The following is a 26,247-nucleotide window of genomic DNA, read 5'->3' as shown; positions in this document are numbered from 1 at the left end:
AAAAATTCCTCCTTTAAATAAAACGGGGTTCACACCCGTTTGGTGTTTCTTCCGACTCTGTGGCATTTTTCTTGCGGCAATGAACTGCCCACAAGTTTCGAATCTGACTGCCACTTAGCTTTGCTCCGCTATATTTCGCTTGGATTTCTGTTTCCCATGCAGTAAACATACGTATATACTCCATGCAATACTCGTGCAGGAGCAATTCGGGATCCTTACCAGCGTCCAGGACTGCGGCGGCAAAAACAAAAAGCAGTCTGCCTAATTCATTGTCCGTTCCGTCCTTGCACTTGTCCCCCACTTTTTTAAAGCAGGATGTAAGGGACCGCTGAATATCCACAGATATTTCATGGACATTCCGGGTGGTTCGAACTTCGGTAGAACTCACTTTCTTCTGAATTATACACGCTAAAAGCAGGCTTGGCAAGCATTTTGGTACACCATCCAGCAGATGTTTTCTGTTTTTTGCCTCATTTTTTCTATCTTCCCAGGAAAGTTTATCTTTTGCAGCCCCATCAGATACCTGTCCCACGTTATCCCTGAATATTCCAGGGTGCCGGCTCTTCATTTTCTGCACTACCCCCTGCACAACATCCTGCAAGGTAAACAGCCCTTCCCTTTCAGCCAGGGCAGAATGAAAAATAATCTGATACAGACAGTCTCCAAGCTCTTCTTGCAGATGTTCCGGATTTCCTTCATCAATCGCGTCAATCACTTCATACACTTCCTGAATGAAATACGTACGAAGTGATTTATGGGTCTGTGCTTTGTCCCAGGGACATCCTCCTTCTCCCAGCAGTGTATTCATAACCTCTTCCAGTGGTTCAAGGGAATATCTTCCGGACGGTTTGTTTTTCATCTGATCCGGACGGATAACGAGCAGACGAGGCACAGATATCTCCTTACCCGCCGCTTCCAGGCGGACAGGCATCATACGTCTCTGAGAATCCATGATCTGTATCACACTGTCATTTTCATATGTTTTCTGCAATCTCTCTTTCCATAAGGACCATGTTCCTGAATCCAGTCCCGATACAACCAGATCCGTACCTTCGCGAAATGGTTCGACCAGTGATGCCTTTCCCTCGGCAAAGATAACGGTTCTGTTAAATGATATGAGATGATTCTGTATTAAAACCTGAATATCCGCTTCTGTCATATCCCGTCCTCCTCCCGGAACACATACAAATAGTGAGCAGGTATAAAAAAAGCAATAATCTGCAATGAATACAAATTATTGCTCTTTTAATCAGAAACTAATCTTTTCAATAATGGCTGCCAGTTTTGGTCCGATTTTCGGCATAGTTCTTACATCTTCCGGCTTGATGGCCTTAGTCAGCAGAATACCCAGAGCATAAACCACAACACCTACACAGATAGCAAGAAGTGCCGACAGCGTATTACTGTGAATAGCCCCGATAATGGCCCCAAAGCTGAAATATACCGCTACCCCCATAACCGCGGAGGCGATAGCTACCTTCAGCAGGTGACCATAATCCATGTTAAACCGCATGTACCGGTACAGGAACAGAAGGTTTAATGCAGCCGCTACAGCAAAGTCCGTATCCGTTGCAAACGCTGCCCCCAGCACACCAAATTGCGGCATAGCGGTAAGATTCCATGAAAAGGCAACCTTGACACATCCACTGACTATCAGATTGATAAATGGTACAGCTGTCTTTCCCAGCCCCTGCAGAATACCTGTGGTAACCTGCTGAATACCGAGGAAAAAAATACCAATACTCATAACAGCAATACACGGTCCGGCGTTCGCCGTAGCATAGAGCATAGTGGAAATCGGAGTAGCGATGACCCCAAGTCCGATAGCCGCTGGCAGTGTAAAGACAGAAGCCAGACGAAGTGCAGTTCTGGCGCGTCTTCTGATGGTATCAAAGTCTTTCTTGATGCTGGCTTCAGAAATTCCCGGCACCAGACTGGATGACATGGAAGACGTAACAATGGTCGGCATGTTAATCAGTGCCGTAGCCATACCGGTAAGGTATCCGAAAAGGGTTGTTGCCTGTTCTACATTGAAACCGGCCACTTCCAGTCTCTTCGGTACGATGAACAAATCGATATTGGAAACGATTGGAATCATGATATTAGCGCAGGATACAGGAATCGCAAGGATAAACAGGCGTTTCATGATATTCCATGTGCTGTCAGGAACAATGGACTTGTCCTGACTCATATACCACATCTTTCTGTGTTTTCTGTCATGCCAGTAGAACCAGCCCAGAGTAAGAATAGCCGCAGCTGCCCCCGGCGCAGCGCCAAATGTGGCACCAGCCGCGCCAAATTCAAGCCCTTTCGGTAACAGGATGATGGCCAGGCCAATCATCGTCACCACGCGGACAAACTGTTCAATGACTTCAGATACCGCAGTAGGTGTCATGTTCTGAAGTCCCTGGAAGTATCCGCGCATGGTCGCAGAAATGGTAGCGCAGAATACTGCCGGCGCCAGTGCGATAAGAGACCAGTAGGCTCTGGGATCACGGACAATGTGATGATCAATCAGCACACTGGATCCGAAATAGAGTCCCACACTGAAAAGCAATCCTGTCAGGGTCAGAACGGACAGGGCAATCTTCAGAATTCTCTGCCCTCCCAGAAAATCATGGATTGCATTGCGTTCTGAAACCATGATGGAGATGGCAACCGGTAAACCTGCCGTCGAAATAGAAAGACAGAGCAGATAAATCGGGTAAGCCATCTGATAGAGACCTATCCCTTCACCGCCCAGAAGACGGGACAGGTAAATACGGCTGACTGCACCGATAAGCTTTACAATGATTCCTGATACCGCAAGAATCACCGCACCTTGTATAAACGAGTTTTTCTTCATTTTTCCAATCCATCCTATACTGCCCTGTGTTCCGGCATAACCATCTGTCACACGGAACCGGCAGTTATTCTTGAATCTAATGAAAATCCGATGTAATCCTTTTCAGCATCCGGAAAAAGAGTTCATCGGTAACATTCCCCCATTGTGGGTCAACACGAAATAGTATAACACAATTTGCATATCTTGTGGGATACTTCACAGGCCCGTCAGTCCGTTGTTTAAGAATTCTTAATGTTTTTCCCCATATCCTGTTCAATCGCTGTAAACAGCTCACTGAACCAAACGAGGACATTTTTCCTGATCTTGCTCTTATCTATCTGTATACGCGACGGTGCCCCAGGGAGAATATGGATGGCTTCCAGATACTGTACCGGAAGTCTGGCGGGATTCCATCCTTTTATGAAATCCGTATCAGCCCAGGTAATGAGGTAATGACCCCCTTCATCCAGTATACTTCCGATTCCCAGATGTCTGGCTTTTGTCCTGACCTTAGCTGAGTTGAACAGTTTGATAACCGGAGCAGTCGGATTACCGAAACGGTCGATAACCTCATCAAGCAAATCTGAAACTTCTTCTTCCGTAGAGGCCAGAGAAAGACGGCGATAGATTTCCATCTTTGCCTCTTCCTTGGGAATATACTTCGGATCCAGATAGGCATCCTGTCGGAAATCAACAATCGTCGCCGGAAGCTTCTTCGGCTTCGGCTTGTTTTCCCGCTCTGCCTTAAGCGTGTTAATGGCATCTTCCAGCATGGTGCAATACGTGCTGAAACCAATATTGGCTATGTTGCCATGCTGTGCGGATCCGAGGAGGTTACCTGCGCCCCGGATTTCCAGGTCTCGCATGGCAATCTTGAATCCGCTGCCCAGTTCAGTGAATTCCCGTATAGCATCCAGACGTTTTTCCGCCACCTCGCTGAGAATCTTCCCTTTCCGGTAGAAAAAGTATGCTCTGGCAATCTTTTCACTTCGTCCGACACGTCCCCTCATCTGATAAATCTGAGACAGTCCCAACCGGTCGGCGTCATATACCAGCATGGTATTGGCGTTCGGCTGATCAATGCCATTTTCGATCAGCGTCGTACAGAGAAGGACATCAAATTTACCGGCATAGAAATCCACCATAATATCTTCCAGCTGCCGTCCATCCATACGGCCGTGGGCTATAACGATGGAGACATCTTCCGGCAGAATCTGCCGGAGGTGATGCTGCATGGCTTCAATGGTATCAATGCGGTTGTAAATGAAGTATGTCTGCCCATGACGTTCCTTTTCGCGGATAATGGCATCCCGTACCAGATTATCATCATATTCGGTGACATAGGTCTGGATGGCATGGCGGTTGGCCGGTGCCTGCGTAAGTGTGGCCATATCCCGCACCCCGGTAAGGGACATGTGGAGTGTTCTTGGAATCGGGGTAGCCGAAAGGGCCAGCACATCGATTCCAGCAGACCAGGATTTCCACTTTTCCTTCTGTACAACGCCGAAGCGCTGTTCTTCATCCACAACGAGAAGCCCCAGCTTATGGCAGTGAATCTTCTTGTTCAGAATGGCATGCGTTCCAATAATGACATCTATCTCTCCCGCTGCCAGTTTCTGCAGAATCAGTTTCTTCTCTTTAGGAGAGACAAACCGGTTGAGGACTGCCACCCGTATGCCAAACGGTTCCATCCGCTTAACAAAGTTCTTGTAATGCTGCTGCGACAGAACGGTGGTCGGAACCAGAACCATAGCCTGGTATCCGCTCACTACACATTTAAACACGGCGCGCATGGCCACTTCCGTCTTGCCAAATCCCACATCGCCGCAAAGGAGCATATCCATCGGCTGCGGTTTTTCCATAGCCTCCTTTATCTTCTGTATAGCTGACAGCTGATCAGGCGTCTCTATATAAGGGAAACTATCTTCAAATTCCCTTTGCATAACATTGTCCTTATCAAAGGCAATTCCTGGAGTAATCTCTCTTTCCGCATAAACCTTAAGCAGTCTTTCCGCCAGTTCACGGATGGATTTACCGGCTTTGGATTTAACCCTGTCCCACTGGGCCCCGCCCATCTTACTCAGAACCGGAGTAGTCCCTTCCGGACCTATATATTTCTCCAGTGTGGAAATCTGATTCATAGGGAGATATAACTTATCTCCTCCGGAGTACTGTATGGTCACATAATCCCTGTGAACCCCTTCCAGCTCAATCGTACGAAGACCGATGTAACGACCAATACCATGAGTATCCTGTACTACATAATCTCCCACATTCAGATCAGAGAAATAACGGATCTGTCTTCCTTTATTTCCGGCACGGCTGAATCTTCTGATTTTCTGCCGTCCCAGAATATCTCCGGCGGCGATAAGGGCAATCTTCTGATTCGGCAGTTCAAAACCACCGGAGATGGCGTCTCTGGCCAGTGTGACCTTTCCCGCTTCCAGTTCCATCGATACAGGAATCCCTGCCTCTGACAGGGCCCCTTCAATTTCCATGTATTCCGTACGGTCAGGAATCACTACCGCGGCTTTCCATCCATGGCTGAGCAGGTTCTGCAATTCCGTGATAAACAGGGGAATCTGACGCTGATAGTTAGTCATCGTCTGTCCGGGCCATGTCTCACTCTGATGGCAGGATATCCCCGGAAGGCTCCGGTTAATCAGAGAGAATATAAGTTCGCGGTTTTTATTTCCCGATGCAACCAATTCTTTCCAGGAAACGGCCCGTAACGCATTCTCCTTTTCTTCACGGAAATAGCTTTTCAGCTGTTCTTCTCCCCGATGCGGTTCATCCAGAATCAGCAGTCCATCCTTCAGATAATCAGAGAGGATGGCTGTCTCTTTCCCTTCATAGCTTATCGGGAAGATGATGGCCTTATCAGCCATACGGATGGATCTCTGCGTATCTTCATTAAACCAGCGCATCCCATCGATTTCATCATCAAAGAACTCTATGCGCAGCGGATGTTCCTTATTTATCGGGAAAATATCGATAATATCCCCGCGAACGGAGAAATGTCCACATCTTTCGACCTGATCCACCCGTTCATAGCCCATGCCGGTAAGTCGAGCCAGGAAGTCTTCCCGTTCTATACAGTCTTCTTTTGTCAGCGTTATGCACTGAGAAAGAAGAGTCTTCTGCTCCGGAAGCTTCTGTGCCGCTTCCACTGAGGTTGCCAGGATGACCACCGGTTCTCCGGTTCTGACGGCAGAAAGTGCACGCATCCGGTCTCTTAATCGCTCGGTAGATGAAAAGTTTACTGAGGCATCCGCTTTTTCTATGACCGGGAACACAATGCACTTTCTCTCAGGCATAAAGAAGTGAAGGTCCATTTCCCAGTATCGCAGATCTCTGGCCGAAGGTGCCACAATGACGGCCGGTCCCTCCAGCTCTCCGCAGGCCATAGCAGCCGCCATGGCTTTCTGTGTTCCTGAGGCCCCTATCAACTGTACTGTCTTCTTATCGCGGTAAAAGCCTCCTTCTTCCATCTGCGGATTATCTCTGCTGATTTCCCGGATAAGGAAAGGTCCCATCACATGCTCCGGAAGGAGTTTATCTTCCGGTTTCTGTGTTTGTTCTGCCGGTTTTTCCGTCCCGGATTGAACATCCGCTATATTTCTGATGGCCTGTTCTTCCATGTAAACTCCTCCTTTCTTACGGCGCTGGAATCCCCCAGTTCATGAATACGGTCCTGAATCCGCTGCCCTTTATACACAAAGTCCGGTGTGATTTCCGCCATCGGAACCAGCACAAAAAGCCGATCCCAGAACCAGGGATGCGGCAAAGTAAGCAGTTCACTATGGCAGGTTGTATTCTCTCCGTACAGAATATCCAGATCCAGTGTACGGGGGCCCCAGTGAATAATCCTCTTCCTGCCAAATTCCTGTTCCACAGCCAGAAGTTCACGCATAAGCGCCTCTCCTTCTCCATCAAAGGTTATCAGAAGCACTGCGTTCAGGAAATCCGGTTGATTGGTTTTCCCCCAGGGTTTTGTATTGTAAATAGACGATGCCTTTACGAGAGAAAGACCCGGAATTTCTGAAATGCGGATGAATGCCTTTCTGAAAATTTCCAGTGAATTTCCCATATTGGAACCCATGGAAATATAAAATCTGCTCATTATCTTGTTTTCTCCAATGTTACGGATACATCCTGAAATATGCCTCCCACCGGCGCCCCCGGCTTATGTACCGTAGTGCGGATGGACAGGATTTCCGGATATTCCTTCATTATTTTTTCATTAATCATCCATGCCAGGCGTTCAATCAGCCGGACCGGCGCCCCTTCCACAATCTTCCGACAGAAAGAATAGACCTTTGCGTAATTAACCGTCTTTTCCAAGTCATCATCCGCTCCGGCCTTATCCAGGGAGAGATACATGGTGATATCCACAGTAAACTTCTGCCCCAGTATCTGTTCTTCCTTCATTGCTCCATGTCTGGCATAGAATTCCATTCCCTTTAAGGTAATCTTATCCATATTCAGTCATTTCCCTTTAATGCTTCCCACATGCGTACCAGCCGGACATTCATTGGCACATTATGAACACGCACCATGGCGCATCCTTTTTCCAGCCCCCAGATGGATAAGGCCCCTGTACCTTCATCACGGTCCGCTGCCCGGTCAAGACTGAGCAGAGTGCCTACGATACGTTTCCGGCTCGCTGCCAGGAGGAACGGAAATGGGAAGGCCTCTGTCAGTTCATCGAGATGCCGGATAACTTCCAGATCTTCTTCTCTGGTTTTGGCAAATCCTATGCCCGGATCCAGTATGATGTTTTCTCTTCGTATTCCCGCCTTATCCGCAATGGTTATGGAGGTATCAAAGAATCGTTTCATGTCCTCGATCACCTGGTGATAATGCGGATTTTTGTCATTGTGCATCACAATGACAGGGCAAGCGTGTTCTGCCGCTACCCGGGCCATACTGCCATCATCGCCCTGAAGTCCCCAGATATCATTCATCACATGGGCGCCCACAGTCATAACCCGGTCGGCATTTTCATAATGATAGGTATCCACAGAAACAGGAACCGTACTTTCCTTCAGCACAACCGGCAAAAAAGTCTGAAGCCGTTCCCATTCCTGATCCGCGGTAAGAGGAGTAGAACCAGGGCGGGTGGATTCCGCCCCCATATCGATAATTCCAGCCCCATCACGGCACATTCTCTTTGTATGGTCTGCCGCAGTACCGGCGGTATCCCAGTGCCCGCCATCGGAAAAGGAATCCGGTGTTACATTCAGAATCCCCATGACCACCATCTTATCCCCAAGGATGAGTTCTTTTCCATCTTTAAATGTATATCTTCTTTTTTCCTTATTCATTGCCTGCAACCGCCCTTTCCATAATTTCTGTCAGTTCCGGAAGCATATTTTCAAAAAGTATTCCTTCCAGCGGACTGGTTCCTGCCTTTGCCGTCGCCTCAATAGCTTTCTGCAGAAATGCGGTAGCAATCCGCATCGTCTGTGCCAGAGGTATATTCTTCAGAGTTCCCGCCATCACAATGGAACTGAAAATATCTCCGGTCCCATAGGTCGTAAACGGAATATAAGGGAAAGAAACGATTTCCTTTTCCCCTGTCCGCTTATCCAGGGATATATTACAGTAAGTATCATGTCCCCGGGGAATGGAGGTGATAATCACCCGTTCTGTGCTTTGTCCCAGATAATCCAGCAGATAATCTATCCGCCCTTCATCCGGAATCACATTCTTATCACAGGAAACCCCTGCCAGGAAACAGGCTTCTGTGTAGTTCGGCTTTATCACATGGGCCCGGCGGATGAGATGCCTCATATGTTCTACCATTTCCGTATTCTGGCCGGAATAGAACCGTCCATGATCAGCCATAGCCGGATCAATCATTACCGGAATCCGGCCCCCGTAGCGCTTAATCGCTTCTTTTACCACATATACCTGTTCCGGACTGGCCAGATATCCACTGTAAATTCCGTCAAATGAAATGCCGTTCCTGTCCCACGCATCCATAAAGGACTGCATATATGGCGTGAAATCCAGAGAGGATACATGAGAAAAGGCCAGATGATTGCTTAATACCGCCGTTGGCAGCGGTATGGCCTCAATACCACAGGCAGCAAGCACTGGCAGAATGACGGTGAGGGAAGCCCTGCCGGCACAGCTGATATCATGAATTGCTAAAACTTTTGGAATACGCATGCGAAAACTCCATACCACGAAATTTACTCAGTCTTTCACCATAATCCGCTGAAACCTTGGAATCATACCGGCACAGGAATCCAGAACCTTTTCCAGGTCGCCCAGAATTTCCCGCCAGCGTATAGCATACATGGGATCATGATCTCCGTAGAACAGATTCTGAAGGGTTGTTCTGTACGTATTATCCCCACGTTCTTCCATATTATAAATACGCTGACATCTGGCATCCATCTTCATCAGATTGGCTTCCACATCATCTGTATATCCTATAATCTTCACCATTTCCGATACAGCGCATCGGATAAGCTTGGTCATTACGTGAATGCCTTCAGGGCAGGTTTCCTCCTTATGATATACAATGAGCGTATTTACAATATCCTTGGCTCCGTTAATAATCCCATCCATACGGACAACCATACTCCGGGCTTCATTGGCATAGGCCGGTTCACGATAAGCCTTATACAGCCGCTCAATCAGACGCCCCTGTACATCCCGGCTCTGCCGTTTTAACAGGCGAAGTGATTCATATCCTTCTTCCGGATCCGTTTCTCCCGACACTACGGAGTCGAGCAGGGCTCCTGCCTTCTCACAGTACCCGGTATATTCCCTGAGAACCCCAAAAAACTTCTCTTCTTTTCCTGTCATAACTCCAACTCCTTTATCTATCTGTCATCCGGCCTCCCATAACCATCTGTACATCACACCGGGAAACGTAAGATAGTGTTTCCGGCACATACAGTTTTACCTGAGCCCAGTTATACGTAATACATCTTATTATACAACAGGTGTCCCGGCTTTGCCTGAATGGATTTATCTGCCTGAAAGTTAACTGCAATTAAATAAAACATGTCTTTTCTGTCAGTATATTTACAGAAAAGACATGTTTATACCTGTTATCAGTCGACCACTCCGAAAATCCGGTGCAGCGGCTTATAATGGATGGCTACAACCACCCAGAAGATTGACCAGACCAGCTTGCAGATGGTTTCATCAATGGTCATAGGAGTCAGTCCCACCAGAGGCAGCAGATCATCCCAGGGAATGGCTTCCAGTTCCAGCGTATGGAAGCAGAGCACTACCAGAGAGTTTCTGCCATAAGTCTCGAACCAGCTTCCGATCTTTCCGCATTTCTCAATCCATTTAGAAACATAAAGGATTACGAACGTACCTGCAAACCCACCGAGGATATTCAGCGGAACATTGCTGTAATAGCAGCGTGCCATGGACATCGGTACATCGATTTCAAAATTAAGTCCGGTGTACATAAAGCAGACGGCCCAGATTCCCAGCGCCACAATCGCGTAAGGAAGCTTCATATGGGACAGGATGATGTCTTTCGTCTCATGGCCGATATGGATAAACAGAATGGCGGTAAATGCGCCCCAGATGCTGAGGGGAATCCATGCCCACTGTGCACCCGCATAACCAATGGCAAACAGGGCAATACATACAGGCCATGCCCAGCGGGTACCGAACACGAAATTATAAATGACCAGTGCTTGAAACATAGCCAGAAGGAACCAGATAGGTCCTATAGGATGAATATTGAATACCGGGCTGGTAAGGGATCCGCTTCCATACAGAGAAGCCAGGAACCATCCCCATACATCACCGGCAATATTTCCGCCTTTCGCGAAAAATAAATCCATCAGCACCGTCACCAGCATGATGGCTGCGCAGGTGAATATATAAGGGCTCAGAAGTCGTACGGCCTTCTGATGAACAATTTCTTTAAAAGGTTTGCGTCTCTTAATGAAAAATCCGCCAATCAGGAAAAATAATGGCATATGGAAACTGTACATCAGGTTCATTTCAGGCTGATACCACCACATATGTCCGATAATGACTGAAATAATACCAATAGCTTTGGCAATATCAATATATCCTATTCGTTCATGTGTACTCATACAACCTCACTATTTACGGGATTAACCACTTTAATTAAAAATACCTAGTTATTATATCAGAATTCACAGTACCATGCGAATCATCCGGGATATATCTCGTTCTTATTTTCTGCCATATGAAAAAGCAGTGAACCTTCGGTCCACCGCCTTTTTATGGCCACTGTATGCCTGTCTTTTACAGTATACGGTTTCTCCCCGTTCATGTTTATACCCATGCCGGATCGTTTATCCGGCTTCCTGATTAACGGGAAAGCTTTTTATACAGGGATGCCAGTTCCAGTGCGTCCATTGCGCATTCAAATCCCTTATTACCTGCCTTAAGCCCTGCGCGGTTAAGTGCCTGTTCCACTGTATCTGTGGTAAGGATGCCGTAAAGTACCGGAATATCCGCCTTAAGGGAAACCTGAGCTACCCCCTTGGTCACTTCAGAGGCTACATGTTCGTAATGATCGGTTTCACCCCGGATAACCGCTCCCAGACAGATGACCGCATCATATCTTCCGCTTTCCGCCATCTTCTGCGCAGCCAGCGGAATTTCAAAAGCGCCGGGAACCCATGCCAGATCTACGGTGTCGAGATCTACGCCATGGCGGGAAAGTCCATCCGCGGCTCCGTCAATCAGTTTTGATACGATAATCTCATTAAAACGGGAAGCCACAATACCTACACGGATATCTTTTTCATTATAAAGACCGGAAATAATATTCATATTCATTCTCCTTTTTTATTACTGTTCAGTGAATTGCCAATGCTGGCTGATTATTTTTTATGCAGATGAAGAAGGTGCCCCATCTTTTCCTGCTTAACTTCCAGATAATGTTCATCTTCCACATTAGGTTCGATTTCAATGGGAACCCGTTCCACAATGTGAATATGATAATCAGACACATCATGTATCTTCTGCGGATTGTTGGTCATGATGCGGATATCCTGTACTCCCAGATCCCAGAGCATCTGAGCTCCTACCATATAATCACGCAGGTCAGGAGCAAATCCCAGTTTTAAATTAGCTTCCACGGTATCATATCCCTGATCCTGCAGTGCATAGGCCTTAATCTTGTTGATTAACCCAATACCCCGGCCTTCCTGACGCAGATAAAGGAGTATTCCGCGGCCTTCCTGGGCAATTCTCCGTAAAGCCGCATCCAGCTGAGGACCGCAGTCGCATTTAATGGAGCCAAAGCAATCCCCGGTAAGACATTCCGAGTGAATCCGGCAGAGAACCGGTTTTCCATCGGAAACATCCCCCATAACCAGGGCTACATGATGTTCCCCATTCAGCTTATTGATATATCCGATAATCTTAAATACGCCATATCGGGTAGGAAGGCGGGCTTCCGCTACTCTTTCCATTAATTTTTCATGTTTTTTCCTGTAGGTAATGAGATCCTGAATGTTGCCAATCTTCATTCCCTTTTCCTTAGCCAGACGGAACAGATCATCCTTTCGTGCCATGGAGCCATCTTCATTCATGATTTCACAGCAGAGTCCCATAGGATGAAGCCCAGCCAGACGGCACAGATCCACGGTGGCTTCCGTATGGCCAGGACGTTCAAGGACTCCCCATTTCTTTGCCCGGAGAGGGAACATATGTCCTGGTTTTCTGAACTGATCCGGGCGAATATCCGTACGGACTGCAGCCATTGCCGTCATGGAACGTTCAAAAGCAGAAACACCGGTAGTTGTATCTTCGAAATCAATGGATTCCAGAAAGGCGGTCTGGTGATTATCCGTATTGTGCCGGATCATAGGTGCCAGGCACAGACGGTCCGCTTCTTCTCCGGACATAGGCATGCAGATAACTCCCTTAGCCTCAGACGCCATGCGATTCAGATTTTCCGGTGTAGCAAATTCCGCAGCGCAGATATAGTCCCCTTCATTTTCACGGGATTCTGCGTCCTGCATAATGACACATCGGCCTTTTTTCAGTTCTTCAATAATTTCTTCAATGGAATTATATTTATTTTCCATAATATCCTCCTGTAATCCCTATGGCATTTAATTTCGCCATGGTCAAACCGCTTTCCCGGTCATTCCTGCCCATTAACTGCTCAACATATTTTCCAATACAGTCACATTCTATATTTACCGGATTTCCGCTATGTTTCTTCAGGAGAATGGTCATATCTCCGGTATGCGGAATCAGGGCTACGGAAAAGGATTTTTCCATCCGTCTGGCTACGGTCAAACTTACTCCGTCCACAGCCACCGACCCCTTCTCCAGGATATAGCGCATGTATCTGTCAGGTACGGAAAATGTGATGTTTATCGCATTGCCTTCTTTTTCCATAGAGATAATCTTTCCGACACAGTCCACATGCCCGGAAACGATATGGCCTCCCAGCCGGTCACCTACACGAAGTGCCCTTTCCAGATTGACCGGAGAGCCGGCACGGACAATGGAAAAGGAAGTTCTGCGCATGGTTTCGGGTGTAACATCCGCATCAAAGGAATGATCTGTCATGGATGTCACAGTAAGACAGGTTCCATTTACTGCAATACTGTCCCCAATCTTTGTATTTTCCAGTACTTTCTTACAGCCAATAGTGAGCGTACAGCTATTACTTCTGTCCTTTCGGCCGATGAGCACTCCAATTTCTTCCACAATTCCAGTAAACATCAGCTGTTTCCCCCGTTCGTTTCCTCATGGGACTCCGTCTGAGCTTCCTCTACCTTCTGTTCTCCGGCCTCCGGTTCTTTCTTTTCCCGCTGTATATAGGCCTGTATCCACAGATCATCCCCGCTGGTCCCATACACTGCGTCAGTTAACGGCACCACCTCATTCATATGGGCGGCTCCGGTTCCTGCAAAAGGAGAAGGCGCTTCCCTGCCTCCAATGATTTTCTGTGCAATATAGAATCGTACGGCATCGATAATCCCCGCTTCCAGGGCCGAAGCGGCCAGAGTCGGTCCGCCTTCCAGCAATATGCCGTCAATCCCCTTGATTCCCAGGGCCAGCATGGCTGACTTCAGATCCACCTTTCCAGGCTCTTCACTGTCCGCTTCTATCAATTCCACTCCCAGATTTTCCAGAGCTTTCTTCTTTTCCGGAGAGGCCTCTGAAGTGGTAAGGATAATATTCCTTCCAGGTTCATGAAAGATTCTGGATTCCAAGGGTACGCGAAGCTTCCCATCCACAATGATGCGGGCCGGATTCTCATATTCCTCCATACGGCAGGTAAGGCGCGGATTATCGGCAATCACCGTTCCGGCTCCCACCATAATCCCCGATAAGATTCCACGAAGCCGCTGCACTTCCTCTCTGGATTTTTCGGAACTGATCCACTGGGATTCCCCGGTATGGCAGGCAATCTTCCCATCCAGACTCATAGCGGCCTTATACAATACAAAGGGGCGCTTTCTGGTAACATAAGTAAGAAAAACATCGTTAATATGCCGGGCTTCTTCCGCCAGTACTCCGACAGTTACCCGGATGCCATTGGCGCGCAGTTTGCGGAAACCGCGTCCGGACACCAGAGGATTTGGATCCTCCAGCGCCGCCACTACACGGGCCACCTTCTTCCGGATAATCAGATCCGCGCAGGGAGGTGTCTTCCCGTAATGCGAACAGGGTTCAAGACTTACATACAATGTTGCCCCTTCCGGATCTTCCGTGGCGCGGGCAAATGCATTGACTTCCGCGTGAGGCCCACCATACTGTTTGTGCCAGCCTTCCCCGATAATACGACCATCCTTGACCAGAACAGCCCCTACCATGGGATTGGGTCTCGTATGGCCAGCTCCGCGAAGGGCCAGCTGTAACGCACGGGCCATATATTTCCTGTCTAATTCTTCACTCAAAAAAGCCACCCCCTGTTTCTTTTCAGGGCGTGGCTCTATCTTACATGTCTTCTCTGTCTTTCATCCAGACTCAAAAACCAATACTGTTTTATTACTGTCGGCTTTGGAATTGCACCAAATCTGCTTGCGCTCGTGGGCTATCACCACCGGTAAGGATTTTCACCTTGCCCTGAAGAGAAATTAACCATTTTTATTTCTCCCTCATTATAGAGCAAAATTATTCAAATTACCAGACTGAAAACTCATTTAAAACTCAGATTTCAAATAAATTTTGCTCTCTCCGAATCCACGATTGCTGTGGCACCTGATGGATAATGTCTCCGTCCCTGTATCCCCCGATAAGAAAAGGAGAATGTTTATCATGGTCCATTCGATGTCTTTGCACCATCCGGACATCATTATTGGCATAACAGTATCTGCAGAGATGTCCGCAAGTATCATAAGCACCAATGTCACAGGAAAGATAGCATGAACACCAGGCGCGACTTTGTTTTCTAACAGGAACCTCCAGTGGCTGTCCAATGGCTTTCTCATATACATCCACAGTCATGCACCCATTGCAGTTTACACCATATGGTTCCAGAAGTCTGCCTTCAGCACATGTTTTTATCTCCATTCCATGTCTTCTGGCAATTTCTGCCATAGCTTTCCCCATGTCCACACGGTCTTCCCAGGAAACTTCTTGCAGCTGAGGAAAATTTCTGCGAACCTTCTGATACAGATCCACAAAGGATATAACCACCGTTTCAGTATACCCCTCCAGTACCCCGGCCATGCTGTCAAAAGCGTGGATATGCCACTCTTTTGTGTATTCCTGCGTTAAAAGAATCGGATCATATCTCCAGCCAATAGAATGTATTCCTGTTCGTAAAGACAGAAATTTAAAAGATTCCATAACCTGCTCTGCAGGCGGAACATAAGGTTCTATATCCTTTCCATACGGAGTAATGGTGACAAACCAGTACTGACCATAAGGTTCCAGAAGAGACAGATATGGGAAGAAAGGTTTGGGATTCTTAGTACAGAATCCGATAACATCCACTACCCCGGGGTCCAGACGGTAACGACTCACCTGCTGAGGATTATATGGATTACGTACACATACATAACCTGCCCGAAGACGATTGGCAAACCATTCAGGATAAAATGCCGGGATATCTGTTCTTTGCCCAGTATTGATAATCATAGCGTGATATATCCCTCTCTTAAGCTCTTATAAAAATACTTCCATACTGCATTCTGATTTTACCACGAAATCTTCCTTTTGCTGCCTGCCATGCCAGCGCCATATTCATATGCTATCGTGAATTTTCCGGAAAATATTTTTCTTCTTACCTGCAATGAAAAAGCCCCCTGACAGGAGGACCTATTCCTGCCAGAGGAGTTCATCAAATCCATACCAGCTCATTTGTGTTCAAGAACCTTGTCTATCCATTGCGCAATCATGCGGCTTGTGGTAAGCCGCACATTGTCATACGCATGTTCGGTAGGTAATGTATCATAATTCTGAATCGCTGCCGTCTCATGGTTCTCAAGCTGCGTCCACAAAGGCTCTATCATGGTTTTTGCCGGAGCCACATCATCTTCAGAGGCTCCGATAAAATAGAGGTTGCGGTCTTTTATATCTTCAAACGCCTGCCAGATACCATATTTTTGCCGGCAGCAGTGTTCCACATCCTCATAGAGTGCTTCCGGTGATTCCACATGAAGCACATACAGACTGGAATCAATCAGTTCCCGCATCGGTGCTGCCAATCCATGCTGTGGCCAGTACGGCAAATCATAAGGGGACATAACTGCTGTACCTCTTACCCAGGGAAGACGGCGGGTGGCGTTGATAGAAACAAATCCCCCCATGCTGTGCCCGACAAAAAAGATATTATTTCTGTCTATGTGATATCGTACTGCATTCTTTTCATCGTGAGCCCACTCAGCTACACGAACAGCATCATCGATGGCCCCGGAAAAAGTATAATTCCCCTGACTTCCCCAGTTTCCGCGATAGGAAAAACTGATGACTACCAGTCCGGTGCGACGCAGGTTCTGTGCTATATCAAAAGTGGAGGCAAATCCTGGAAATCCATGACAGAGTATGACACAAGGATACACCTGTTCCTTTTCTCCACCTGGTATCAAGGCCGTCCCATACACCTGATATCCGTCAATGGAAAAGACCAGAGATTCCAGAGATGCCGGCCTTTCCTGCTTACAATTCAGCGAATCTTCTACTATCTTGTCAATTACCAATGCCATAATTTTAAACTCCTTAAATTATCTCATTTATCTTCAGAAAGCATCGGATAAGGATTACCCCCTTGCATTCTGACGATAACCGCTCCGATAATGAATCCAATCACTGAAGGAATCACCCATGCAAAACCAGAGGATGCAAACGGAATACAATTATATGCCTGAATAAGAGAATCAACGGAAGATCCGTAATACCGCTTTCATTAAGCTGCATAAGCCCTTCAAACAGCCCAATAATCGTTGCCATGGCAACTGCCCCCTTCCACGCCCCATGATTTGGCACATACCTGCAAAAAACCCCGAGAATCATGAGTGCAATGGACACAGGATAAATGGCAATAAAAATCCAGAAGGTGTAACGAATAATTCCCTGAACCCCAATACATGCTTCTGCCATGCCAAAGAGGCATACAAACACCATCATATAGTTAAAAGGAATTTTTCCGCCGGACAAATCCACGGTCAGATTGGCAATGGTAGAGCCAACGCCGATTGTCGTGGTAAGGCATGCCAGAAAAATACCAATACCAAGAATCATATTTCCTGCTGTCCCTGTCAGTGCATGAACCAGGCCATTAAGAAGAGCGGTCTGATCCATTTTCGCATCAAACATACCAGAACCGGTAGCTCCCAGATAGAGAAGTCCGCCATAAACGATGAGAAGACCCAGAAAAGCAACAATGGCCGCCTTCAATGTCATTTTGTGTCGTAATGCCGGGTCTGTATATCCCCTGGCCTTAATGGATGCAATAAACATACCAGCAATGGCAATACCTACGGCCACATCCCCTGTCTGATATCCCTGTAGGAAGGAATAGGAGAAAACATTATCCACCTGCGGAGCCACCGGGGTTCCCAGAGGCTGAAGAACTGCCAGAGCAATCATAACAGCCAGGCAAACAAGCAGAAATGGTGTGAGATATTTCCCTACAATATCAACAATCTTAGAAGGGCGCAAGGTAAGAATCAATACAACAAGGAAATATCCTGCCAGAAGAGCAATCCTGAGCATATCATTACCCTGAAGTGACGAGAATACACTGAGCAGTCCGCTTTCAATCCCTACACCTGCCTGACGCGGCACCCCGCATGTGAGGATAAATATAATCCACATAACCATGTATCCCCTGGTAAACCATGCAGCAACAGGTGCGCAGATCGACTGGATAGTTCCTCCCATGTTATCCACCGCGATAATGGTAGCTATAGGGAACAAAATCGCAGAAATAGCCAGACCAAGGATGGCAATCCCCCAGTAACTTCCTGACATAAGCCCAATCAGAGGTGGAAACACCAGATTGCCAGCGCCGAAAAACACCGCAAACATAGCAAACCCGATAATAAGGGCACTTGTATTTGCATTTTTTGACATAGATTGCATCTCCTTTTAGATTAATATTGTACAGCCAGAGTATACATTTGCGCTCTATTATAAATCAGGGAGATGTGTATCACAATGTATTTAAATATGTCTATAGCTTATGCCTATGGTTATTTCTTCCCTATATCCACATTATCTGAATTTTAACCAACGGCTAATGTCTCAAATCCTATGTGCCATATAACTCTTAACCACGTTCACGCCGGGTGTAGATTGCACTATTTTATGAGTCTTCTGAAAAAGGAATTCTTCCAGACGCATATTTAAATGTTGAATTATCAGTACATAAGTTCTATTGATTGATTGTTTTTTGTGTTATAAACTGTTTACAGAGATTTGTTTTTAGGAGTTGCTAAAATGAAAGATGATAGCGTTGCAACAACTGTAACATTCATATTCTTTATTCTATTTTTAGTTGGTGTTTTTTGCCCCGTTCCGGATTGGTTTATAGGTGTATTTGTTGTTGGGTTACCTATTACAATTAATATAATTACAAGTATATTTTTTAGATAAAAAGATTGGCTGTAATGGCCAGTTTTTTTATACCGTTTCAAGAACATTTGTTCTTTGCGAAATGGCCGTTTTAAGCGTTTTTATATCTGGAACAAGCTGTTATCCTTCCACAGCATCACACACAACCGAGGTAATGTTGGCTTATAGGACAAAAAGTGTGGTTCCTGAATTCTACAAGAAATTTCGTTCAAAAGTTGTGCAAAACAAAAGTTGCTCAAGAAGATAATTTAAAACATTACAGATAATCAGATGTCAAATTGTAGCATAGGAACCGGTTCAATACTTTGGCAATATTTCCTTTACTCCAACATTGAGGAATCAACTATCCATCATCCGGTCACCGGATGGTCCCCCCTTTCTCTCCAGAAAGGAGCTTCGCATAGTATTCTTGCCTTTTTTGTATAAAATTCTCCTATTCTTATCCGATGATGCAGAGACGGGAATACCATCTAGTAATTGACCTTGCTGGTCGTTAGCAAGTGCATGAACAGGTATAAGAAAGCGTACCAAACTGCTTCCTTCTGGAAATTCATAGCAAAATTTTATATGTAATACCTATTCTTCAGCTTTAAAGCAGACCTGGTTGCCTTTAATAAGGAAATTCTTCAAAATTCTTAAATGGAAGATTTGTAACCCACGACAAAATTCCCTTGTTGTAGTGCCTATAAAGCTCGATAAATACTAGCTTCATTGGCATTAAAAACACACAAAATGTCCTATAACCCTAAAAAGGCATGGTCAACTCCTTTTATATCCTGCATAAAAGGATCAGACCACGCCCTTTCTTATATGATGATTATTTCTCCTCCTGCGCTTTCGTGGCCAGAAGGGTTTGAATTTCACAGAATACATCATTGGCAATATCATGTATACTTCTGATGGCTCCCTCATGGGTACACTCCACCCGTCTCCATCCATATTTCTGACAAAGTATCTGATACGCTGCATGACAACGCCTGAGATAGTCTATATGCTGCTCATGAATATCCATGGATCCGCCTCGAACCGCCCGTTCTTTCACCAGTTTTTCAGAAATGGTAAGCGGAACATCCAGCAGGATGACACAATCTGGTTTCGGAAGTTCAAGTTCTGTATATTCTGTTTTTTCCAGCCACTCAAGAAACTGTGCACGTTCCTGCTCATCATCAAATTTGGTCATCTGATGCACCATATTGCTGGTGGTATACCTATCGGCAATGACAATTCCTCCCTGCTGATAGAAATCCTTCCACTTCGTCCGATAAGAAGCAAACCTGTCTAATGCATAAAACAAAGATGACGCATAGGGATTGACATCGGAAGGATTTTTCCCAAAATCCCCATGAAGATACATCTTAACCAGTGCTGAAGAAGGGCTGTCGTAATCAGGAAAAGATACATGCATAACCTGTCGTCCTGCGTCGTTAAGCCGTTTTACCAGTTCCGCAGACTGCGTGGCTTTGCCGCTGCCGTCAATCCCTTCAAAAACAATAAGTAATCCGTGCATAATACCTCCTGTCGGTCTTTCTTTGAATAATCTCCGAATCCTAACGGTTTAGACAAAAAGAGGATGTGAAAACACAGACATTGTCTTTCCACATCCTCAAATCATATTAGCTGTTCAGTTTGAAATTGATACAGGGAATTTTTCTATTTCCGGCTTTCCTTATGTGGATTAAAAGCACTCATCGCCTTATCCACGCCCATTTCAAGGGCTCCTTCCACCGAATCAGCGGTATGTTTCTTTGCTTCCGCAATACGGGCGATATCCTCACCATATGGTTTACCAAGCACATGGTCCACCACGGTATGGCCATCCTGAGGATGCCCCACTCCGATACGGAATCTTGTAAAATTCTGTGTTCCCAGATGAGCAATGATGGATTTTAACCCATTATGGCCACCGGCTGAACCTTTTTTCCTGATTCTTGTCCGCCCGGCTGGAAGATCCAAATCATCACAGATAACCCAGATATCCTCTGCATCAATCTTGTAAAAACGGGCGGCAGCGCCAACAGCTTCCCCGCTGAGATTCATATAGGTCAGTGGCTTCATAAGGCAGACCTTTTCCCCATGGACAACCACTGTTGCTATTTCCGCCTTAAATGCCTCTTTCCAGTTCAGAACATGCCAGCGCGAAGCCAGTTCATCTACCACGTCAAAACCCATATTATGACGGGTATGTTCATATTCTTTTCCTGGATTTCCTAATCCTGCAATAAGTTTCATTATTTATCAAACAAAGAGCTTACAGAAGCATCATGGAAAATACGCATAATAGCTTCACCGAGCAGCGGTGCTACAGAGAGAACCTTAAGCTTGGTCTGTTTCTTGTAATCTTCAATTGGAAGGGAATTGGTTACAATAAGCTGCTTGAGGCAGGAGTTCTTTACACGTTCAGTTGCCGGATCGGTCAGAACCGGATGGCAAACGGCTGCGTAAACACCCATAGCACCCGCCTTATCCAGTGCCTTAGCGCCTTCGCAGAGGGAACCGGCTGTGTCGACAATATCATCAACGAGGACGCAGCTTCTGTCCTTTACCGTACCGATAATGTTCATAACCTTGGCTACCCCTGGTTCCGGACGGCGCTTTTCAATAATGGCAATCGGTGCGCCCAGACGGTCAGCCAGTTCTCTGGCACGGGTTACCCCGCCAAGATCCGGAGAAACAATGGTCAGGTTTTCCAGCTTCATGGACTTAATGTACTTAGCCAGAATAGAAGTAGACATGAGGTGATCTACAGGAACATCGAAGAAGCCCTGAATCTGGCCTGCATGAAGATCCATGGTTACTACACGGGTAACACCGGCAGTACTCATAAGGTCTGCTACCAGCTTGGCACTGATTGGTTCTCTGCCGCGGGTCTTACGATCCTGACGGGCATAACCATAATATGGAACGATAACGGTGATATGACGGGCGGATGCTCTCTTCATGGCATCAACCATGATGAGCAGTTCCATCAGGTTATCATTAACCGGCGCGCCGGTTGGCTGGATAATAAATACATCCTTACCGCGGACACTTTCGTTAACCATTACCTGAATTTCACCATTGTTAAAACGGCCGCAAACAGCCTTTCCCAGCGGAACGCCGATGTAATCGCAGATTTCCTGTGCTAATGCAGGATGAGCGTTACCTGTGAAAATCTTAAGTTTTGAAGTGTCTTCCATGTCCATGACGATTCTCCTTTATGGGAACAAAAATAATAAACTCTTATATATATTTTAATCCTTATAGGTGTCTTTTGTCACCCAGTTAATCTTATTTGTCTGACGCTGTCTTGCAATGGCCAGTGCGTTATCCGGTACATCCTCAGTAATAGTGGAGCCGGCAGCAGTAAACGCATTCTTTCCTACATGAACCGGAGCCACCAGATTGGTATTGCATCCGATAAATGCATGGTCTTCTACCACGGTTCGATGTTTATTCTTACCATCGAAATTAACCGTTACCGTACCACAGCCGAAGTTTACCTTTTTGCCCAGATCCGCATCACCGCAGTAAATCAGATGCGGCAGTTTGGTTCCATCATCCACTACGGAATTCTTAACTTCCACAAAATTGCCGATCTTAACGTGATTATGGATATCTGTATCCGGACGAAGGTGTACAAACGGTCCCATGGTATTGTTATTTCCAATCGTGCAATCATGAGCATACACACGATTCAGCGTATTTCCATTCCCGCAGGTTACATTATCCAGCTGGGTATCCGGTCCGATGACACAATCTTCCCCTACCTTGGTATTCCCGGAAAGGATGGTCCCCGGCAGGATAGTCGTATCATGTCCGACCATGACATCCTGTCCAATGTATGTATTTTCAGGAGAAACAATGGTGATTCCCTGGTCCATCAGTTCTTCTGCCTTGCGAAGATAAAGGACCTTATTGGCAGTTGCCAGCTGTCTTCTGGAATTTACCCCCATAGTTTCATCTGCATCTTCCGCAACGACCGGGATAACCTGCTTGTTTTCCCGGATCATGATACCAAATACATCCGTAAGATAATATTCCTGCTGAGCATTATGGTTATCAATCTTATGAAGCGCATCCACTAAGTCAGCCACATGGAAGCAGTAGGTCCCGGTGTTAATTTCATTAACCGCCAGTTCGCTTTCTGTTCCATCCTTCTGCTCTACAATGCGCTGCATGTGCCCATCCTTATCACGGATAACTCTGCCATATCCAAACGGGTTATCCAGTCGGGCTGTCAATACGGTTGCCGAAGCTCTGTTATGGATACAAACGTCAATCAGATTGCGTATTGTCTCTGCCCTGAGAAGTGGTGTATCTCCACAGATAACCAGAACATAACCGTCTTCATCCGATTCCAGTAATGGCATTGCCTGCATAACTGCATGCCCAGTCCCCAGCTGTTCTGTCTGGTGAACAAAAGAAACAGAGTCTCCCAGTGACTTACGTACCAGTTCTTCTTTGAATCCGGTTACCGCGATGCACCGGGTACAGCCTGCGTTCTTGATAATCCGGATTACCTGATTAACCATTGGCACTCCACATACTTTATGAAGCACTTTAGGCAATTTGGATTTCATTCTGGTTCCCTGTCCAGCTGCCAGGACAACGGCCGATAATTCTCCCATATGTCCTCCCATCATCATTTTTAAGGTTTTCAATGTAATAAAGACCAATAAAAAACACAGTCTTTTTGACTCAGATTACGCCTTGTACAGCTCCTTCCTCCGTCAAAAATACTGTTTTTCCTGTCTGTATCTCCGTTTCTCTTCGAAACGTACATTGACATTGTACCAAAAGTAAAAGACTGTGGCAACCATAAAAATAAACGGATATTCATGTTTTATTCACATTACGGGTGCACCTCTACCGTAAGTTCATTTTTATGTATATACTTATTTGCAGGATCTATGGTCCCGAAGTACATCTTTATGTTCTGATAGGGATTGTCTGCTCTTATTCTGGCAGACTTCTCTTTTCCACGAAAAAAACGATATGGTATGTCCTAAACAGACCACCATATCGTTTTACTGTTTTCTATTACGCTTACTTAAGTTTACGGATAGCCTCCTGAAGCACAGAATCACTGTTCATATCAAAAGGTGTTCCCGTCTGCTGTACGGCAACGTCCGGTTTAATGCCGATCTTATCAATCTTCCGTCCGCCGGCAGTCAGATACTGAGCTATGGAAATCTTCAGTGCCGTTCCATCAGATAATTCCTCCACAGACTGAATGGTCCCTTTCCCAAAGCTCTTTTCTCCCATGACAATGCCTTCCTTCTTATCCTGAACAGCACCTGCCAGAATTTCTGAAGCACTGGCACTGTTTCTGTCAATAAGGATGACCATCGGCATAGGTTTGGATATGCCGTCAATGTCAAAGGTTTGTTTCGTCCCGTTTTTGGCCTGGTAACTAACCACCGGGCCACGGGTAAGAATCTGATCCGCCACATCGACTACCGAAGTAATCAATCCTCCGGGATTCATACGCACATCAATAATGAGTTTTCTGGCTCCTTTAGCCTTTACATCGCGGAGAGCTTCCTTAAACTCTTCCCCTGTATGTGTGGCAAATGTGTATATATGAATGTATCCAATGTCACCGGAAACCATCTGATCAGACACCGTAGGAAGGACCACATCCGACCGATGCATCTTATAGTCCTTAACCTTACCGTTTTCTTCTATCGTCAGGGTCACTGCAGTTCCCACTTTACCACGAACCAGGTTAGCCGCCAACATTGGTTCCATGCCATGCAGCTTCTTTCCATCGACGGCAACCAGCTTCCCTCCCGGCTGAATTCCTGCATCATGGGCAGCGCCCTTTTTAAATACTGCAAGGATATAAAAATCTCCCTGCTTGTCCTCGCCAATGATGATTCCCACACCACCAAAAGCCGACGTGGTCTGCTCCATAAAGCTTTTATAGACATCGCCAGTGAGATAAAGGGAGTAAGGGTCCCCAAGAGATGACGCCATCCCTTTAACGGCCCCTTGAAACAGAGTTTCATCACTTACAGGTCTGAAGTAGCGGGTTCTGATAATCTGATAATCATGCAGAAACTGTAAAAAAGCCTTCGGACTGTCAAAAAATGTAAAGAGAAAAAGGCCGATTATGGCCATAGCTCCCACAAGGCTGGAAACTATCCATAAGCCGCCTTTTTTCCATGAAAAATCAGTGAACTTTTTCATTATAAATACCCCATTGGGTTAGTCGGTGCACCATTACGGCGTACTTCAAAATGACAATGCGGACCAGTAGCATATCCGGTACTGCCTGCTCTGGCAATAACCTGACCCTTACTTACTGACTGTCCGGCACGAACTGCCAGACTACTGTTATGTGCATATAATGTAGATAAGCCACCGCCATGGTCAATAATCACCACATTACCATATCCACGCATACCGCTTCCTGCATAAATAACTACACCGCTATCAGCTGCATGAATTGGTGTTCCGGATGGTACACCAAAATCGACTCCGGCATGATAAATCTTAGTATGGAAAATCGGATGAATACGATAACCAAACGGTGAAGTAACCGGACCGCCACAAGGACGACTAAGCCTCCCTGTACCGATAACCATTGGTTTATATACAGGAACCGGTGGTGCCTTTCTTCCAGCCGCCTTAGCAGCCCGGGCTGCCCTGGCAGCGGCTTCTGCCTGACGCCTTGCTGCCTCCTGCTGTGCACGAATTTTAGCTTCATGAGCCTGAATCTGGCGCATAATATCATTACTGGACGCCTGAAGTTCGGCTTCCATCTGTTCAGCTGCGGCACGCTGTGCCTTGGCTTCATCCATAACTTCCTGCTGTTCTGATTTCTTTTCCGCAATCTTCTGCTGCGTGTGCAATGCATCACTTTCCAGAGATGCCAGCTGGCGTCTCTGGGCTTCCAGCTTATCTTTTTTAAGCTGGATAGCTGCCTGCTGCTGTCGTATTTCCTGGAGCAGACTGTAGTCAGATCTGACTACACGTTTCAATAGCTCCAGACGATTGGCAAAATCACTGAAATCTTTGGCTCCCATAATAACCTGCAGATAATTCAGCTGACCGTGAATGTAAATCGCACGTACACGTTTATCCAGAACCTGCTGACGCTCCATCAGATGCTGTGTTGCTACCGCCAGTTCCTGTTTTGTAACCACCATCTGCTGGTTCACCTGAGCCTGCTGTGCATGAATACGGACCAGTTCCGCATTCGCCGCATCCAACTGAGCCTGAATAGTGGCAAGTTTAACCGTGATTTCACGGATGATGGCTTCTGCATTGGTCTTTTTTGCATGCGCATTGGAAAGCTGTCCCTGAATATCCTTTAGCTGATTACGCAGCCCCTTTGTGGTATCATCGGCCAGGATTGGGTTTATGGAATTCAGAAGAAGCAATGACGCAAGCGCAGCGGAAAAAACTGCATATTTACGTTCTTTCATGAC

General features: G+C 46.3%; 23 protein-coding genes and 1 riboswitch. Of the genes, 1 reads left to right on the top strand and 22 read right to left on the bottom strand.

The genetic code is table 11. The features are described from left to right. Positions 1 to 13: 13 nt before the first annotated feature. The 16 genes from BLQ79_RS03965 to BLQ79_RS03890 all read right to left on the bottom strand — a co-directional run bounded on the left by BLQ79_RS03965 (position 14) and on the right by BLQ79_RS03890 (position 18,331). Entirely contained in the window at positions 14 to 1,159 is a 1,146-nt protein-coding gene (locus BLQ79_RS03965; protein WP_091364084.1) for a MazG family protein, read from the bottom strand. Positions 1,160 to 1,249: 90 nt separating this feature from the next. Then, entirely contained in the window at positions 1,250 to 2,845 is a 1,596-nt protein-coding gene (locus tag BLQ79_RS03960) for a putative polysaccharide biosynthesis protein (protein WP_091364082.1), read from the bottom strand. A gap of 218 nt (positions 2,846 to 3,063) precedes the next feature. Then, entirely contained in the window at positions 3,064 to 6,465 is a 3,402-nt protein-coding gene (gene mfd, locus BLQ79_RS03955; RefSeq protein ID WP_091364080.1) for a transcription-repair coupling factor, read from the bottom strand. Continuing rightward, positions 6,438 to 6,947, bottom strand: coding sequence for a 2-amino-4-hydroxy-6-hydroxymethyldihydropteridine diphosphokinase (gene folK / locus BLQ79_RS03950; protein ID WP_091364078.1), 510 nt, complete (start codon positions 6,945 to 6,947; stop codon positions 6,438 to 6,440). Before folK ends, mfd begins: the two co-directional genes overlap by 28 nt. After that, the gene (gene folB, locus BLQ79_RS03945; RefSeq protein WP_091364077.1) at positions 6,947 to 7,306 is read right to left on the bottom strand and encodes a dihydroneopterin aldolase; all 360 of its coding nucleotides are present in this window, start codon (positions 7,304 to 7,306) and stop codon (positions 6,947 to 6,949) included. Before folB ends, folK begins: the two co-directional genes overlap by 1 nt. Before the next feature lie 2 nt (positions 7,307 to 7,308). After that, positions 7,309 to 8,151, bottom strand: coding sequence for a dihydropteroate synthase (folP, locus tag BLQ79_RS03940; protein WP_091364074.1), 843 nt, complete (start codon positions 8,149 to 8,151; stop codon positions 7,309 to 7,311). Further along, a complete protein-coding gene (locus tag BLQ79_RS03935; protein WP_091364072.1) occupies positions 8,144 to 9,001 on the bottom strand; it encodes a pyridoxamine kinase in 858 nt (285 codons plus the stop codon). Before BLQ79_RS03935 ends, folP begins: the two co-directional genes overlap by 8 nt. Positions 9,002 to 9,028: 27 nt before the next feature. Further along, a complete protein-coding gene (locus BLQ79_RS03930; RefSeq protein ID WP_091364070.1) occupies positions 9,029 to 9,646 on the bottom strand; it encodes a DUF47 domain-containing protein in 618 nt (205 codons plus the stop codon). Positions 9,647 to 9,897: 251 nt separating this feature from the next. After that, positions 9,898 to 10,908 (bottom strand): acyltransferase family protein, encoded by a 1,011-nt coding sequence (locus BLQ79_RS03925; protein WP_091364068.1) that lies wholly within the window; start codon positions 10,906 to 10,908, stop codon positions 9,898 to 9,900. A gap of 241 nt (positions 10,909 to 11,149) precedes the next feature. Further along, entirely contained in the window at positions 11,150 to 11,617 is a 468-nt protein-coding gene (gene ribH, locus BLQ79_RS03920; protein ID WP_091364066.1) for a 6,7-dimethyl-8-ribityllumazine synthase, read from the bottom strand. A 50-nt stretch (positions 11,618 to 11,667) separates the two neighbouring features. Next, positions 11,668 to 12,879: a bifunctional 3,4-dihydroxy-2-butanone-4-phosphate synthase/GTP cyclohydrolase II gene (locus BLQ79_RS03915; RefSeq protein ID WP_091364064.1), complete on the bottom strand. Its 1,212-nt coding sequence runs from the start codon at positions 12,877 to 12,879 to the stop codon at positions 11,668 to 11,670. After that, complete coding sequence (locus BLQ79_RS03910) at positions 12,869 to 13,528, bottom strand: riboflavin synthase (protein ID WP_091364062.1); 660 nt, start codon at positions 13,526 to 13,528, stop codon at positions 12,869 to 12,871. Before BLQ79_RS03910 ends, BLQ79_RS03915 begins: the two co-directional genes overlap by 11 nt. After that, a complete protein-coding gene (ribD, locus tag BLQ79_RS03905; protein ID WP_200779821.1) occupies positions 13,528 to 14,709 on the bottom strand; it encodes a bifunctional diaminohydroxyphosphoribosylaminopyrimidine deaminase/5-amino-6-(5-phosphoribosylamino)uracil reductase RibD in 1,182 nt (393 codons plus the stop codon). Before ribD ends, BLQ79_RS03910 begins: the two co-directional genes overlap by 1 nt. Positions 14,710 to 14,756: 47 nt before the next feature. Further along, positions 14,757 to 14,890: riboswitch (FMN riboswitch) on the bottom strand. A 72-nt stretch (positions 14,891 to 14,962) separates the two neighbouring features. After that, entirely contained in the window at positions 14,963 to 15,895 is a 933-nt protein-coding gene (locus tag BLQ79_RS03900; protein WP_091364060.1) for a DUF1848 domain-containing protein, read from the bottom strand. 218 nt (positions 15,896 to 16,113) lie between these two features. Continuing rightward, positions 16,114 to 16,962, bottom strand: coding sequence for an alpha/beta fold hydrolase (locus BLQ79_RS03895; protein ID WP_091364059.1), 849 nt, complete (start codon positions 16,960 to 16,962; stop codon positions 16,114 to 16,116). A gap of 112 nt (positions 16,963 to 17,074) precedes the next feature. After that, entirely contained in the window at positions 17,075 to 18,331 is a 1,257-nt protein-coding gene (locus BLQ79_RS03890) for a branched-chain amino acid transport system II carrier protein (protein ID WP_159427836.1), read from the bottom strand. Between the two features lie 366 nt (positions 18,332 to 18,697). Between BLQ79_RS03890 and BLQ79_RS08260 the strand changes: the two genes are divergently transcribed. Beyond that, complete coding sequence (locus BLQ79_RS08260) at positions 18,698 to 18,853, top strand: hypothetical protein (protein WP_159427835.1); 156 nt, start codon at positions 18,698 to 18,700, stop codon at positions 18,851 to 18,853. 796 nt (positions 18,854 to 19,649) lie between these two features. Here the strand turns inward: BLQ79_RS08260 and BLQ79_RS03880 are convergent. The 6 genes from BLQ79_RS03880 to BLQ79_RS03855 all read right to left on the bottom strand — a co-directional run bounded on the left by BLQ79_RS03880 (position 19,650) and on the right by BLQ79_RS03855 (position 26,244). Further along, positions 19,650 to 20,339 carry a dTMP kinase gene (locus tag BLQ79_RS03880; protein WP_091364054.1) on the bottom strand — a complete coding sequence of 230 codons (690 nt, stop codon included), beginning with the start codon at positions 20,337 to 20,339 and terminating at the stop codon, positions 19,650 to 19,652. A gap of 143 nt (positions 20,340 to 20,482) precedes the next feature. Continuing rightward, the gene (pth, locus tag BLQ79_RS03875; protein WP_091364052.1) at positions 20,483 to 21,061 is read right to left on the bottom strand and encodes an aminoacyl-tRNA hydrolase; all 579 of its coding nucleotides are present in this window, start codon (positions 21,059 to 21,061) and stop codon (positions 20,483 to 20,485) included. After that, positions 21,061 to 22,014, bottom strand: coding sequence for a ribose-phosphate diphosphokinase (locus BLQ79_RS03870; protein ID WP_091364050.1), 954 nt, complete (start codon positions 22,012 to 22,014; stop codon positions 21,061 to 21,063). Before BLQ79_RS03870 ends, pth begins: the two co-directional genes overlap by 1 nt. 48 nt (positions 22,015 to 22,062) lie before the next feature. Then, positions 22,063 to 23,439 (bottom strand): bifunctional UDP-N-acetylglucosamine diphosphorylase/glucosamine-1-phosphate N-acetyltransferase GlmU, encoded by a 1,377-nt coding sequence (gene glmU / locus BLQ79_RS03865; RefSeq protein WP_091364049.1) that lies wholly within the window; start codon positions 23,437 to 23,439, stop codon positions 22,063 to 22,065. A gap of 418 nt (positions 23,440 to 23,857) precedes the next feature. Continuing rightward, positions 23,858 to 25,003 carry a S41 family peptidase gene (locus tag BLQ79_RS03860; protein ID WP_091364047.1) on the bottom strand — a complete coding sequence of 382 codons (1,146 nt, stop codon included), beginning with the start codon at positions 25,001 to 25,003 and terminating at the stop codon, positions 23,858 to 23,860. Continuing rightward, positions 25,003 to 26,244 carry a murein hydrolase activator EnvC family protein gene (locus BLQ79_RS03855; protein WP_091364045.1) on the bottom strand — a complete coding sequence of 414 codons (1,242 nt, stop codon included), beginning with the start codon at positions 26,242 to 26,244 and terminating at the stop codon, positions 25,003 to 25,005. Before BLQ79_RS03855 ends, BLQ79_RS03860 begins: the two co-directional genes overlap by 1 nt. Positions 26,245 to 26,247: the final 3 nt, after the last annotated feature.

This window comes from Dialister histaminiformans (assembly GCF_900103425.1).
GTDB classification, from domain to species: Bacteria; Bacillota; Negativicutes; order Veillonellales; family Dialisteraceae; genus Allisonella; species Allisonella histaminiformans.
The sequence above is the reverse complement of the archived record's forward strand: the minus strand, read 5'-3'. Positions and strand labels throughout refer to the sequence as shown.

Excerpts from the sequence above, each read along its gene's own strand:
- BLQ79_RS03965 (WP_091364084.1), bottom strand. The coding sequence starts at position 1,159 with ATGACAGAAGCGGATATTCAGGTTTTAATACAGAATCATCTCATATCA.
- BLQ79_RS03960 (WP_091364082.1), bottom strand. The coding sequence starts at position 2,845 with ATGAAGAAAAACTCGTTTATACAAGGTGCGGTGATTCTTGCGGTATCA.
- mfd (WP_091364080.1), bottom strand. The coding sequence starts at position 6,465 with ATGGAAGAACAGGCCATCAGAAATATAGCGGATGTTCAATCCGGGACG.
- folK (WP_091364078.1), bottom strand. The coding sequence starts at position 6,947 with ATGAGCAGATTTTATATTTCCATGGGTTCCAATATGGGAAATTCACTG.
- folB (WP_091364077.1), bottom strand. The coding sequence starts at position 7,306 with ATGGATAAGATTACCTTAAAGGGAATGGAATTCTATGCCAGACATGGA.
- folP (WP_091364074.1), bottom strand. The coding sequence starts at position 8,151 with ATGAATAAGGAAAAAAGAAGATATACATTTAAAGATGGAAAAGAACTC.
- BLQ79_RS03935 (WP_091364072.1), bottom strand. The coding sequence starts at position 9,001 with ATGCGTATTCCAAAAGTTTTAGCAATTCATGATATCAGCTGTGCCGGC.
- BLQ79_RS03930 (WP_091364070.1), bottom strand. The coding sequence starts at position 9,646 with ATGACAGGAAAAGAAGAGAAGTTTTTTGGGGTTCTCAGGGAATATACC.
- BLQ79_RS03925 (WP_091364068.1), bottom strand. The coding sequence starts at position 10,908 with ATGAGTACACATGAACGAATAGGATATATTGATATTGCCAAAGCTATT.
- ribH (WP_091364066.1), bottom strand. The coding sequence starts at position 11,617 with ATGAATATTATTTCCGGTCTTTATAATGAAAAAGATATCCGTGTAGGT.
- BLQ79_RS03915 (WP_091364064.1), bottom strand. The coding sequence starts at position 12,879 with ATGGAAAATAAATATAATTCCATTGAAGAAATTATTGAAGAACTGAAA.
- BLQ79_RS03910 (WP_091364062.1), bottom strand. The coding sequence starts at position 13,528 with ATGTTTACTGGAATTGTGGAAGAAATTGGAGTGCTCATCGGCCGAAAG.
- BLQ79_RS03900 (WP_091364060.1), bottom strand. The coding sequence starts at position 15,895 with ATGATTATCAATACTGGGCAAAGAACAGATATCCCGGCATTTTATCCT.
- BLQ79_RS03895 (WP_091364059.1), bottom strand. The coding sequence starts at position 16,962 with ATGGCATTGGTAATTGACAAGATAGTAGAAGATTCGCTGAATTGTAAG.
- BLQ79_RS03890 (WP_159427836.1), bottom strand. The coding sequence starts at position 18,331 with ATGTCAAAAAATGCAAATACAAGTGCCCTTATTATCGGGTTTGCTATG.
- BLQ79_RS08260 (WP_159427835.1), top strand. The coding sequence starts at position 18,698 with ATGAAAGATGATAGCGTTGCAACAACTGTAACATTCATATTCTTTATT.
- BLQ79_RS03880 (WP_091364054.1), bottom strand. The coding sequence starts at position 20,339 with ATGCACGGATTACTTATTGTTTTTGAAGGGATTGACGGCAGCGGCAAA.
- pth (WP_091364052.1), bottom strand. The coding sequence starts at position 21,061 with ATGAAACTTATTGCAGGATTAGGAAATCCAGGAAAAGAATATGAACAT.
- BLQ79_RS03870 (WP_091364050.1), bottom strand. The coding sequence starts at position 22,014 with ATGGACATGGAAGACACTTCAAAACTTAAGATTTTCACAGGTAACGCT.
- glmU (WP_091364049.1), bottom strand. The coding sequence starts at position 23,439 with ATGGGAGAATTATCGGCCGTTGTCCTGGCAGCTGGACAGGGAACCAGA.
- BLQ79_RS03860 (WP_091364047.1), bottom strand. The coding sequence starts at position 25,003 with ATGAAAAAGTTCACTGATTTTTCATGGAAAAAAGGCGGCTTATGGATA.
- BLQ79_RS03855 (WP_091364045.1), bottom strand. The coding sequence starts at position 26,244 with ATGAAAGAACGTAAATATGCAGTTTTTTCCGCTGCGCTTGCGTCATTG.